Source organism: Stenotrophomonas sp. YJH_SMC_106-19, assembly GCF_059368375.1.
Genome location: NZ_JCAFRQ010000003.1, coordinates 153,368 through 165,937, shown reverse-complemented (window position 1 = coordinate 165,937; position 12,570 = coordinate 153,368). Strand labels below are relative to the sequence as shown.

The 12,570-nt window shown below is 66.5% G+C and carries 11 protein-coding genes; all 11 read right to left on the bottom strand.

Features of this window, described 5'->3' with window-relative positions:
- Nucleotides 1-46: 46 nt before the first annotated feature.
- A complete protein-coding gene (locus AC5P5M_RS11565; protein WP_495205908.1) occupies nucleotides 47-2,017 on the bottom strand; it encodes a MacB family efflux pump subunit in 1,971 nt (656 codons plus the stop codon).
- Nucleotides 2,017-3,240 (bottom strand): efflux RND transporter periplasmic adaptor subunit, encoded by a 1,224-nt coding sequence (locus AC5P5M_RS11560; RefSeq protein WP_053515933.1) that lies wholly within the window; start codon nucleotides 3,238-3,240, stop codon nucleotides 2,017-2,019. Before AC5P5M_RS11560 ends, AC5P5M_RS11565 begins: the two co-directional genes overlap by 1 nt.
- 131 nt (nucleotides 3,241-3,371) lie before the next feature.
- A complete protein-coding gene (locus AC5P5M_RS11555; RefSeq protein ID WP_495205907.1) occupies nucleotides 3,372-4,205 on the bottom strand; it encodes a hypothetical protein in 834 nt (277 codons plus the stop codon).
- An 88-nt stretch (nucleotides 4,206-4,293) separates the two neighbouring features.
- Nucleotides 4,294-5,649, bottom strand: a complete 1,356-nt coding sequence (locus tag AC5P5M_RS11550) for a sensor histidine kinase (protein ID WP_495205906.1) — start codon at nucleotides 5,647-5,649, stop codon at nucleotides 4,294-4,296.
- Nucleotides 5,646-6,320 (bottom strand): response regulator transcription factor, encoded by a 675-nt coding sequence (locus tag AC5P5M_RS11545; protein WP_053515840.1) that lies wholly within the window; start codon nucleotides 6,318-6,320, stop codon nucleotides 5,646-5,648. Before AC5P5M_RS11545 ends, AC5P5M_RS11550 begins: the two co-directional genes overlap by 4 nt.
- A gap of 152 nt (nucleotides 6,321-6,472) precedes the next feature.
- Entirely contained in the window at nucleotides 6,473-7,525 is a 1,053-nt protein-coding gene (locus tag AC5P5M_RS11540) for a sialidase family protein (protein ID WP_495205905.1), read from the bottom strand.
- A gap of 5 nt (nucleotides 7,526-7,530) precedes the next feature.
- Nucleotides 7,531-9,090 (bottom strand): sodium/sugar symporter, encoded by a 1,560-nt coding sequence (locus tag AC5P5M_RS11535; protein WP_495205904.1) that lies wholly within the window; start codon nucleotides 9,088-9,090, stop codon nucleotides 7,531-7,533.
- The gene (locus AC5P5M_RS11530; RefSeq protein WP_495205903.1) at nucleotides 9,087-10,022 is read right to left on the bottom strand and encodes an SMP-30/gluconolactonase/LRE family protein; all 936 of its coding nucleotides are present in this window, start codon (nucleotides 10,020-10,022) and stop codon (nucleotides 9,087-9,089) included. Before AC5P5M_RS11530 ends, AC5P5M_RS11535 begins: the two co-directional genes overlap by 4 nt.
- Nucleotides 10,019-10,783: an SDR family NAD(P)-dependent oxidoreductase gene (locus AC5P5M_RS11525; RefSeq protein WP_180875194.1), complete on the bottom strand. Its 765-nt coding sequence runs from the start codon at nucleotides 10,781-10,783 to the stop codon at nucleotides 10,019-10,021. Before AC5P5M_RS11525 ends, AC5P5M_RS11530 begins: the two co-directional genes overlap by 4 nt.
- A gap of 5 nt (nucleotides 10,784-10,788) precedes the next feature.
- Nucleotides 10,789-11,937, bottom strand: a complete 1,149-nt coding sequence (gene dgoD / locus AC5P5M_RS11520; protein WP_065182278.1) for a galactonate dehydratase — start codon at nucleotides 11,935-11,937, stop codon at nucleotides 10,789-10,791.
- A complete protein-coding gene (locus tag AC5P5M_RS11515) occupies nucleotides 11,934-12,569 on the bottom strand; it encodes a 2-dehydro-3-deoxy-6-phosphogalactonate aldolase (RefSeq protein ID WP_476341453.1) in 636 nt (211 codons plus the stop codon). The genes dgoD and AC5P5M_RS11515 overlap by 4 nt, the downstream gene beginning before the upstream one ends.
- Nucleotide 12,570 lies beyond the last annotated feature (1 nt).

Genomic DNA, 12,570 nt, shown 5'->3' with positions numbered 1-12,570 from the left:
CGCTGCGAACATTGCGCGAATCTGCCGTGATTTCCCGCCGTCGACGTCAACGGATCAATGCTTCGACAGGATCGAGCTGCGCAGCACGACGGGCCGGCAGGAAGCCGAAGCCCACGCCAATGGCGCTCGAGCAGGCAAATGCCGCAAGGATGGACGCAAAGGAGAACACCAGGTTGAAGCCGACCCTGGCCAGTTCCATAGCCAGGCCCAGGCCAAGCGCGACCACGATGCCCAGCACACCACCCAGCAGGCACACCAGCACCGATTCGATGAGGAACTGCTGCAGGATGTCGCCGCGTCGCGCGCCGACGGCCATGCGGACACCGATTTCCCGAGTGCGCTCGGTGACCGAGACCAGCATGATGTTCATCACGCCGATGCCGCCTACTACCAGCGCAATGGCGGCAATGGAGCTGATCATCATCGTGAGGATGCCCGTGGTCTGTTCGATCGACTTGCGGATCTGCGCGTTGTTGCTCATGTAGAAGTCACGCGTGCCATGGCGCTGGCCGAGGACGCGGGTAATCGCGGCCTCGGCAGCCTGCATGCTGATCGCATCGGACACGCGCACGGTGATGCTGGAGACATGGCTCTGGCCGAGCATGCGCGCCATGACGGTTGTGTAGGGCACCCAGATGCTCAGCACCGAGCCATCGCCAACGGCGGCCGAATCCTTCTTCGTCACCCCGGCCACGCGCAGCGGAACATTGCCTGCCAGCAGTATTCTCCCGATCGGGTCTTCACCTGGCCCGAACAGGCGGTTGCGGGTATTGATGTCAATCACTGCCACCTGCTGGTAGCCGTCCACGGCGTTCCGCGTGAAGAAGCTGCCTTCGCCCAGTTCCAGCCCACGCACGCGGAAATACTGCTCGCTGACACCGTGGATCTGGAGGCTGGCCGTACGGTTGCCACGCATGGCTGTCGCGGTGGTCGCCACACCGGGTGTGGCGCTGTCGATGAAGGGTTGCCCGGCCAGGGCCACACTGTCACTCGGAGTAAGCGTCTCCACCTGCGCGGCGCGCACGTCACCGAAGCCCGCGCCGGGATAGATCTCGATGGTGTTGGTGCCCAGCGACGCGATGTTGGACAGGATCGCCTGGCGTGCACCGGTCCCCAGCGCCACTACGGATACCACCGAAGCAATGCCGATGATGATGCCAAGCATGGTGAGGAACGTGCGCATGCGATGGGCGTTCATGGCCCGCAGCGCCATCCGGAAGGCCTCTCCGAAGCGGTCGCGCACGGCCTGCAGGCCACCACCCTCCGCCTGCGCAGCAAGCGGCTGCGCAGCACCGTTCGATGACATCGCGGCGGTGCGGGTACGGCGGTCCGAAACGATGCGGCCGTCGCTGATCTCGATGATCCGCTGGGCGTGCTCGGCTACGGCAGGGTCATGGGTAACCAGAACCACGGTGTGGCCCTCCGCATGCAGTTCGCCAAGGATCTTCATCACCTCCTTGCCCGATTGCGTGTCCAGCGCACCTGTCGGCTCATCGGCGAATATCACCTCTCCGCCGTTCATCAATGCACGTGCGATGGATACGCGTTGCTGCTGGCCGCCGGAGAGCTCGCCCGGGCGGTGGTCCATGCGGTCGCCCAGGCCAAGTCGCACCAGCAGCTGTGCCGCCCGCGTGTGACGGGACGCGGTCGGCATGCCGGCATAGATCGCCGGGACCTCGACATTGCTGATCGCGGACAGCTCGTTGAGCAGGTGATAGCGCTGGAAGATGAAACCGAAGTGCTGGCGGCGCAGCGCAGCCAGTTCGCCGGCCTCCATGTCCGCTGTCTTGCGGCCGTCCACCTGGTAGGTGCCCGCCGTAGGCTGGTCGAGGCAGCCGAGAATGTTCATCAGCGTGGACTTTCCCGAGCCGGACTGGCCGATGATGGCGACCAGCTCACCGGCATGGATGTCGAGGTCGACGCCGTCCAGGACCACAAGTGTCTGCTCGCCCGCCGGGAACTCGCGGCGCAGTCCGCGCACACACAGCAGGGGGCCCGGCTGCGACTGGTCCGCCATCATGATTGCGCCGGCGGGGAGTCCGCCTTGCCTGCCGTGGCCGGCGTCGCGCCGTCAGCATCCGCCTGGCCCAGGACGACCTGCTCGCCTTCCCGCAGCCCGCTCCTCACCTCGACCCTGATCTGATCGTCCAGCCCGATGGTGATGCGGCGGGGGACCGGATGGCCACTGGCGGATGGCACCTGCACCGTGTAGCTGCCGTCTGCGCCCCGTGCACCCAGCGCCGCGGAAGGTATGGTCAGCACGTTGCGCGAGCGCCCCAGCACGATGCGGACCTGGGCGGTCATGTAGCTGCGCAGGCGACCATCGCTGTTGTCCACGTCGAACTGGCCGTTGTAGTACATCGCCGTACGGCTGGCATTGCCGGACAGGGCCGGTGAAGACAGGCTGGAGGTGTCCTCCCGGGTGATCGATTCGGGGGCCGGCGCGATGTCGCGAAGGGTGCTGGTGTAGCGCCGGCCTGCATCTCCGAGAATGGTGAAGAACGCCTCCTGGCCCAGAGCGGTACGAACGACATCGGCCTCCGAGATCTCGGCATAGACCGTCATCGTGTCCTGGTTGCCAAGGATGATGATGGTGGGGGCGCTCTGTACTGCGTTCACCGTCTGGCCCTCGCGGGCCACCACGGCCAGAACCATGCCGTCGGCCGGAGCGGTGATGCGCGTATAACCCAGGCTGGTCTGCGCACTGTCCACGTCTGTCAGGCGCTGTACGATCTCGCCGTCCAGGGCATCGATCTGTTCACGTGTTGCGTCAACATGGGCCCGCGCGGCGTCGACATCTGCCCTGGCCACCAGTTGCGCTGCGCCAAGCTGCCGCAGCCGCCGTAGCGTCAGTTCCTGCTGTGCCAGCTCTGTGGACAGCGCCTGGCGGTTGGCGCGGGCGCTGCGCTCGGCCGCCTGCGCGCTGCGCAGGGCATTGCGCTGCGTTCGTGAATCGATCTCTGCAATCAGATCACCTGCCTTTACTTTGTCGCCCAGTTTCACATGCAGCGTTTCGATGCGTCCGGAAACCTGGGCGCCTACACTGACCAGACGCGATGGCTTCAGGGTTCCAGTGGCTTCGACGACCTGTTCGATGTCGCCACGGGTGACCGCAGCGCGTTCCAGTTCCGGTGGTGCTGGCGGTGCCAGCCACATGTAGAGCAGAGCGGGGACGCAGAGCAGCGCTGCACCGCCGATCAACAGCCTGCGTCGGCGACGCGTGGAAGCAGGACGCGTCATGACGGCGACATCCATAAGCAGCAGATCATCGGGTGTCCTTGCATCGGTGATGAAGGGCGCATGGGGACATGCACCTGCGGACACCGAGTCTTGCCGCGCTGCATTGCGCGAACCTTGCGTGATCGCTGCGCTCAGGCAGCCGCAGAGATGCCGAGTAGGGCGATCGTGATGAAATGCAGCAGGCCCCCAACCACCATCAGGCCCGACCATGTCACGCCTGCCGGGGACAGGGGGTGCCGCCGCTGCAGGGCCAGCCCGCCCAGGTAGACCAGTACGCCGGCGCCTGTGAGGTACTGCGCGAACGGGGCCATGTCCACGCTCAGCAGTGCGATGCAGCCCAGCATCACGGCAGTCGCCATTACCTGCAGGACAGGGTGCAGCAACAGATGACGGGGGCGGACGAACGCGGTCCGCACGGGGACGGACAGGCCGGCCAGCACACCGCCTGCGAGCAGCGTCGCCGTGTTGGCATCCGTGCTTGCGAGTGCGGCCAACGGCACCATCAATGAGACCATCGAAAGATGGGGGAAATGGCGATCCAGCAGCACCAGCGGGCCAGATACCGTGCTCTCGCCCGCGCCGCGGACAGCACGCAGTCCGTGCAGGAACGCCTGCGCCGCCACGTACAGCAGGACAGCCAGCGCGAGCCCGGAAGACCCGCGTACGCCGATGCAAATGACCAGCGCTGCGCCGGGGAGGGCGAAGAACAGCCCGCCGAACAGATGAATCAGCACCTGGCCGCGTGCGCTGTCGGGTATCACACGCAGCCAATCCGGCCAATGCTCCAGGCCCCACGTGTCCGCCTTCCGCGGGCGGCGCCTCCAGGCCGCAGCAGTCAGGGCCGGGGGGGCCTCGTGCGCACGGGAGGACGTGGCGCGTGCGTCGCCGCGTGCGGCGCTGCCGTCAGACATGTGGCTTCCTTTCGTGACCCGACATCGCGACGCATGCGCGCCGATCAAGGTCATGCTGGATAGCCAACATTGCGCCAGGGTTGCGTCAGCCCGGAACCCGGAATGGGACATCCCCAGGAATCCTCTGCGCCGCCGCAACGGGCTACAGCGGGTGACCTGACGCGAGGTTCCCGCCGGCAGGATGCGCAGGGAACTCGGCGCGGATCAGCGCACCGCCGCCTGGCGCATCGAGAATCGTGACATGGCCGCGATGGCGCTCGAGGACCTGCCGTACCAGATTCAGGCCAAGTCCTGCGCCGGTCTGGCGCGGCCGCAGGCGCTGGAAGGGCTCGAATACGCGCTCGCGCTCGGCCTCCGGTATTCCAGGGCCGTCGTCCTCCACCTCCAGGCGTGTTCCCTGTACCCGCACAGTGATGTTGCGTCCACCATGTTCCGCTGCATTCAACACCAGGTTCGTCAGGACGCGTTCGACCGCACCTGTCTCGCCCTGTATGGGATGGTGTGGTTCGACCACCACGGCGACCGTGCGCCCGGACTGGATCAGCAGCGGGGCCAGGTCGGCAACGACGCGCTTGGCCAGGCGGGCGAGGTGGATGGTTTCCAGATGCGCGACACTATCCAGCCGGTGCAGGTCCAGCAGCTGCTCCGCCAGCGTGGCCAGACGCGCGACCTCCACGGACAGGCTGCGCGAGGTGACATCGTCGGCTGCTTCGATCTTCACCCGAAGAATGGCGATCGGTGTACGCAGTTCATGTGCGGCAGCAGCGATGAAGCGCTGCTGCCGCTCGTGACCGTCATCAAGCCGGTCCAGTGCCTCGTTGACGGCTGCTACCAAGGGCGCGATCTCCACTGGCACGGCAGTTTCGGTCAGGCGGATCCCGCGCCGACTCGCCGAAATATGCTTGGCCTCCAGGGCGATCCGTTCAACCCCTGCAAGCGCCTTGCGTACGATGAACGGGGTGGCGATCAGCGTTACCAGCGCGAGCAGCACGAAGATGGGTAGAGTGAACACATGCGCCGCGATCGCCATCTGCCAGGTGAGTGAATCGGTTTCACCATGGGCCATGATGGTCAGCTTGCCGGCCGGGCCGGTGTGCCGACGGATCACAATGGCCAGTCCGTCGCCACGCTCGTGGCCGCGCAGGTCGCCGAACGGAACGCCCCGAAGCCTGCCGATCAACGACGCATAGGTCGGCGGGACGTTTCCGAAACTGACCGTCTGTCCCTGCTCATCCTCGGCGACGAACCAGGCACCTGGCGCCACTTTCAGCAGTTCGTCGAGTTCATGCGTGCGCTGTACGTAGAGCCGTCCCTGGTTGTCGCGGAGCACGGCGTTGGCGGCGATCGGGGCAAAGGTCTGCAGCGTGTAGTAGCCGCCGCTGTCCATGCGAACCAGCACCATGAGGAGTGTGAAGAATGCGATCAGCAGCGCCAACAGATGCAGGATGAGGGGCTTGATGATGAGCGGCCATTTCAGCGAGGGTTGTCGCCTGCTCACGTGCGCTCCCGCATCAGGTAGCCGACGCCACGGATCGCATGGATCTCCACCCCCGCGTCGGCGTCAGCCAGCTTCCTGCGCAGTCGTGATACGTGTGAATCGAGCGTGTTGGAATGAATGCCGTCGTCGAAGCCATACACCGCCATCTCGATGGATTCCCGCAGCACGGTACGCCCCAGCCTTCGGGTCAGCACGGTCAGCACCCGAATCTCGCGCCGGGGAAGCTCCAGGCGCTCGCCGCGGACGGTAGCCTCACCTGTCATCGGGTCGAACAGCAGATCGCCAGCGCGGATCGACTCTTCCTGGATCCCGGAGGGCCGACGGCCGACGGCGCGTATGCGCGCGAACAGTTCTTCCAGTGCAAAGGGCTTGCCGAGATAGTCGTCCGCACCCTCGTCCAGGCCCTCGACCCGATCTGGCAGGCCACCCAAGGCACTCAGCACGATGACGGGCACGAGGCAGTTGCGTGCACGCAGCAGCGGTATCAGAGCGAGACCATCCCCATCCGGAAGCGTCCGGTCCAGCAGGATCAATTCGTGTGCCCCGTGCAATGCAGCCTCCCGGGCAAGTCCGAAGGTATCTGCCAGGTCCACCACATGATGGTCCCGCTGCAGTGCGGACTTCAGGGCCGCAGCCAGTTCTGGCTCGTCTTCGACCAGCAGGATGTGCATCGGTGGCGTCCAGGAATGGGCGGGAGGCGGCCCTTCCAGAAGGCGCAAAGGGCAGGGCGCTGGCAAGGTATTACGGAAACATTGCGCCAACATGGCGTGAATGCACCGCATGTGCAGCCTTGTCCTGCCGGGTTGCCCCGCATGCGCCCCCCCTAGTAGCTCCCGAAACGGATCTGCACTGCGCCGTCCACCACGTTCACGACGCCGATCTCCGCAGGGCCGAGCTCGACCACGGCGGGCCAGGAATGGCGGAAACCCAGCGGCCATGCGGGAGGCGTCACCGTGCGCCAGCTCGATCCGCTGTCCTCGCTCCAGCTGACTTCGTTCAGGCACGAGGTCACGAACATCACCCCGCGCGTACTGGTCATGACGTGGGGGCCGCAGCGCTGGTCGGCGAGCGGCGTACCGAGGCCGGCCGGCCAGGTCCGCCCGTCCGTCGAGACCTTGTACGACACCGGGCATTGCGGGTCATCGCCGCAGGTCTCGAACACCATCAGGTAGCCACCGGCGGGGCGGCGTGCCATGACGGGCATGCCGGGCCGGAGCTGCCCACCGCCGGGCTGTTCGGCAATCGTCATCACAGGTCCCCAGGTGCGCCCGCCATCGTTGGACAGGCGCTGTGAAACGACCTGGTTGTAGGACGGATGCTCGTCGGCACGGGCTTCATCGGCATACACCACCGACAGCGTGCCGTCGTCCAGGCGCGTCAACACCGGCTCCCACACGCCGCGGTCCTTGCGCCCGTTCGGTGCCTCGTTGCCGGCGAGGGTGCTCAGGAAGGTCCAGTGTGCTCCAAGGTCGTCGCTGGCATAGAGATGCAGCCGGTAGGAGACGCCTTCGACCAGCGAACGCATCGCCAGCAGCACACGCCCCTCCGGCAGCACCAGCAGTTCGCCGTTGTCGATCATCCGGCCGGGCTCGGCCACGTCGGACCAGGGCGCCCAGCTGCGGGCCCGGTCACTGCTGATCGAGAGCTGCAGGGTGGTCGGCTGCCCTTCATTGAAGCGCGTGGTCACTGCCAGCCAGCGGCCATCCGGCAGCTGCGCCAATCGCCCCCAGCCCGCGTTGCGGGCGGCCACGGTGGCGGTGCCGGTCCATGTGATCTCCGCTGCGTGCAGCACAGAGGCGAACCCGGTCAGGGCCAGCAGTGCCAGGCAGCGCATACCACTGCGCAGAGCGAATGCGTGTCGGACAGTCAGGCGCATCGAGGTCACCAGTAGGTTGCGTAGAGGGCCACCAGGATCGCCAGCACCGCCAGCGAAGCGACGTTGAACGATGGGGCGGTGGCATAGCTCACATCGTCGGTGCGGATACGATCACGATCGCCACTGGCGCGGGTGCCCAGCGCGACGCCTACGCCCAGCAACAGCGTGACCAGGAACACCACGCCCATGCGGTCCATGAAGGGCAGCGAGGGCCACAGCAGCTTCAGGGCCAGCGACAGTACGAAGGAGCCGACCGCCGCAGCCAGCGCACCGGCTTCGTTCGCACGCTTCCAGAACAGGCCCAGCAGGAAGATCACCACGATGCCGGGGGTGAAGAAGCCGGTGAACTCCTGGATGTACTGGAAGCCCTGGTCGAACCCGCCCAGCAGTGGGCGTGCGGTCAGCACCGCCACGATGATCGAGACGGACGCCGCGAACCGGCCAACACGCACCAGTCTGGCTTCCGAGGCATCGGGCGCGCGCTTGGCATAGAAGTCGAGCGTGAAGATGGTGGCGACGGAATTGATCTTCGATGCCAGCGACGCAACGATGGCGGCCACCAGCGCGGCGAACACCAGGCCCAGGATGCCGCTGGGAAGCAGCGCCAGCATCGTCGGGTAGGCCGCGTCCGGGCGTTCCAGGCCGGGGGCGAGCATGACCGCGGCGATGCCGGGCAGCACCACGATGGCCGGAATGAGCAGCTTCAGGAACGCAGCGAATACCACGCCCTTCTGCGCCTCACGCAGATCCTTGGCGGCCAGTGCGCGCTGGATGATGTACTGGTTGAAACCCCAGTAGCTGAGATTGGCGATCCACATGCCGCCCAGCAACACCGACAGCCCGGGCAGATCCTTGTAGAGCGGGTTGTCCTTGCTGAGGATCATTTCAAAGCGTTCGGGATGCTGCTGCCACAGCTGCATGAAGCCGTCGGTGACGCTGCCGTTGCCGATCTGGCCCAGCGTGATGAAGGTGACCAGCAGGCCACCCAGAACCAGCAGCGAGACCTGCACGATGTCGGTCAGCGCGACCGCCTTCAGGCCGCCATACAGCTGATAGGCCAGTGCGAAGGCGCCCAGCAGCACCAGCGCCACGTCCTGGTTGAGGCCTGCCACGCCGGCAATGGCGATCGAACCCAGCCACAGGATCGAGGTGAGATTGACGAATACGTACAGGCCCAGCCAGAACACGGCCATCAGCGTGCGGATGCGGTTGCCGTAGCGCTCCTGCAGGAACTGCGGCATGGTGGTGATGCCGTTGCGCAGGAAGATCGGCAGGAACCATTTGCCGACGATCAGCAGCGTGATCGCCGCCATCCATTCATAGGATGCGATGGCCAGGCCGATGGCATAGCCCGAGCCGGACATGCCGATGATCTGTTCGGCCGAGATGTTGGCCGCGATGAGCGAGGCACCGATCGCCCACCACGGCAGGCTGCGGCTGGCCAGGAAGTAGTCCTGGGCCGACTTCTGCCGGCCGGCCTTCTCGCGGGAAACCCACTGCGCGAGGATGAAGATGCCAGCCAGATAGGCCAGCACGATGCTGATATCCAGGGTGGAAAGGCTCATGGAAGCTCCGCGATGGGTCCGCGCTGTGGGCACGGCGGCACGTCATTGGGGTTGCCGGCGAACCGGGGTTCGGGAACGCCGGCGATGCCGGCGTCGGTGGCGAACAGATGGCCGGCGAAGGGGTCGCGCGCACGCGCGGCCGCGTCCAGGCCGTCGTGCGCGCTGGTGATGAACATCGTTCGCAGCGTGCTGCCGCCAAAGACCGGGCGGGTGGGCTGCGCGACCGGGACGGAAAGTGTACGGTCCTGCCGGCCATCGGGCCGGTAGCGCACCACGCGCGAACCGCCCCAGCGGGCATTCCAGAGTCCGCCTTCAGCATCGACCACACTGCCATCGGGCTCGCCATCCTCGGCGCGCAGATCGGCGAACACTGTTACCGCACCCGGGCTGTCGCCGTAATCGCAACGCAGGATCTGCTTCTGCAGCGAGTCGCAGAAGTACATCGTGCGGCCGTCTGGACTGAACGCTACGCTGTTGGCAATCGCCACGGTCGGTAGCGGAAGCGTCTCGAGCACAAGCTCGGCGGTGAGCCTGTAGAAGGGTGCGACGGCCTGCTTCGGACCGTTCGTGGGCTCATGCAGCATGCCGAACACGAAGCGGCCCTGGCGGTCACAGGCGCCATCATTGGCGCGCAGACGCGCCCCTGTGTCGGGCAGCACAAGCACGTCACGCAGCTCGCCGCGCGCCGGATGGAAGAATGCCAGCCGCGACGCCAACGCCAGCAGCAGCCAGCCTTCGGCTTCGCACAATGCCAGTGCGGCCAGCCGCTCCGGCATCGGCCAGCGGGTGAGCGCGCCGTCACCGGGGCGATAGCGCCACAGCTGCGCCTGCGCGATGTCGGTCCAGTACACCACCGATTCGCGATCACACCACAGCACGCCTTCGCCCAGGGTGTTTGCGGCCGGCACCGCGACAGTGGCGGACCCGCTCACACCCAGCCTCCGTCGATGATGAAGTCCTGGCCGGTACACATGCGGCTGTCATCGGCGGCCAGGAACAGGGCGGCGCGCGCCAGGTCCTCCGCGCGCAGATAGCCCGGCAGGCATTGCGCACGACGCAGCTGTGCTTCGCCCTCCGCGTCCAGCCACAGCCGCTGCTGCTTCTCGGTGATCACCCAGCCCGGTACCAGCGCATTGATGCGGATGCGATCTTGCCCCAGTTCCCGGGCCAGGCCGTTGACCAGGCCGTGGACCGCGGATTTGGCCACCGCGTACAGCGGATACCCGCTGTTCTTGATCATCCAGCCCGTCGAACCCAGGCAGATGATCGAACCGCCGCCGAGGGCGCGCATGTCCGGCACCAGCGCCTGGATGGCGAAGTACTGGTGGCGCAGGTTCACCGCCATGCTGCGTTCAAAGTCCGCGATGCCGGTGTCGGCCAGGGCATGACGAGCATCGTTGGCGGCATTGTTGACCAGCACCGAGAACGGTCCAGCCAGGATCCGCGCGTGGGCGATGGCGGACCGGAGTGCCTCGATATCGGTGATGTCGCAATGCAGATAGCGCGGGGCAGTCGCAATGTCGCCCAGGCTTTCCAGCAGTGCTTGGGCGCCGCTGTCGTCGATGTCGAGAAAGACGACCTTCGCACCCTGCCGCGCGAAGTGCTCGACGAAGGCGGCGCCGATGCCGGTGGCACCACCGGTGATCAGCACCGCGCGGTTCTCAAGGCTGGGATAACGTGCCTGATCGGTCATGGCGCTCACCACTCGGCCACGCTGCCATCGGCATGGCGCCAGATGGGGTTGCGCCAGCGGTGGCCTTCGGCGGCTCGCTCGTCAACGTAGGCCTGGTTGATCTCGATGCCCAGCCCCGGGCCGTCGGGAATCCTGACGAAGCCTTCCCTGTACTCGAAGGGCGCGCGGTCCACCAGGTAGTCCAGCAGATCGTTGCTGGCGTTGTAGTGGATGCCCAGGCTCTGTTCCTGGATGAAGGCGTTGTAGCAGACCGCATCCAGCTGCAGGTTGGCCGCCAGCGCGATCGGACCGAGCGGGCAGTGCAGAGCGATGGCGACGTCGTAGGCTTCGGCCATGGCCGCGATCTTGCGGGTTTCCGTGATGCCACCCGAGTGCGATGGATCCGGTTGCAGGATGTCCACGCCGCCGGTCTGCAGTACGCGCTTGAAGTCGAAGCGGGAGTACAGGCGTTCGCCCAGCGCGATCGGCGCGGGCGAAAGGGCGGCCAGTTCCGGGATGGCTTCCAGGTGCTCGGAAAGCACCGGCTCTTCGATGAACATCAGCCCGAAGGGCGCCAGCTCGCGCATCAGCACCTTGGCCATCGGCTTGTGCACGCGGCCATGGAAGTCCACGGCCACTCCCACATCGCGGCCCACCGCATCGCGCACGGCCTGCACGTTCTCCAGTACCCGCGTGACCTTGTCATGGCTATCGACGAACTGCACTTCCTCGGTGGCGTTCATCTTCACCGCAGTGAAACCGCGTGCCACGGCGTCGCGGGCGGCACGGGCGGTGTCGGCCGGCCGATCGCCGCCGATCCATGAGTACACGCGGATGCGGTCGCGCACGGGGCCGCCCAGCAGGGCATGCACCGGCACGCCCAGTGCCTTGCCGTGGATGTCCCACAGCGCCTGGTCGATGCCCGCCAGTGCGCTCATCAGGATCGGACCACCACGGTAGAAGCCGCCACGATAGAGCACGTTCCAGTGGTCTTCGATGTGCCGGGGGTCCTTGCCGACCAGATAGTCGGACAGCTCTTCCACGGCCGCCGCCACGGTGTGCGCGCGTCCTTCGACGATGGGCTCGCCCCAGCCGCAGATGCCGGCGTCCGTATCGATGCGGACGAACAGCCAGCGCGGGGGCACCAGGTAGGTCGTGATGGCAGTGATCTTCATGCGGGGGAGTCCGTGTTCGTTCTGTTCCAGGCGTCGATGAACGCGCGCGCGCGGCGTGCGACGTCGTCCGCGGGGGTCTTGGGGGCATACAGGGCGGAGCCGATACCGAAGCCGGCGGCACCTGCCTGGCGGTAGGCGGCCATGCGCTCCGGGGTGATGCCGCCGACGGGCAGCAGCGGCGTGCTGGCGGGAAGCACACTGGACCACGCCTTCAGCACCGGAGGTGGCAGTTGTTCGGCGGGAAACAGTTTCAGTGCATCCGCACCGGCCCGCAGGGCGGCGAAGGCTTCCGTGGGCGTCGCCACGCCAGGCGTGCAGACCATGCCGCTGGCGTGGGCGGCGGCGATGACCTCCACGTCCGCGTGCGGCATCACCACCAGCCGGCCACCGGCATTGTTCACGTCCTGCACCTGCGTGGTGGACAGGACGGTGCCGGCACCGATCAGGCAGCGATCGCCGAGCTGCTTTGCGAGCAGTTCGATGCTCTGCAGCGGCTGCGGCGAGTTCAGCGGGACTTCCAGGATGTGGAAGCCGGCCTCGGCCAGCGCCGCGCCGATGGCGGGCGCTTCCTGCGGGGTGAGCCCGCGCAGGATGGCAACCAAGGGGAGGGGTTGCATCCAGGCGGTGCTCATG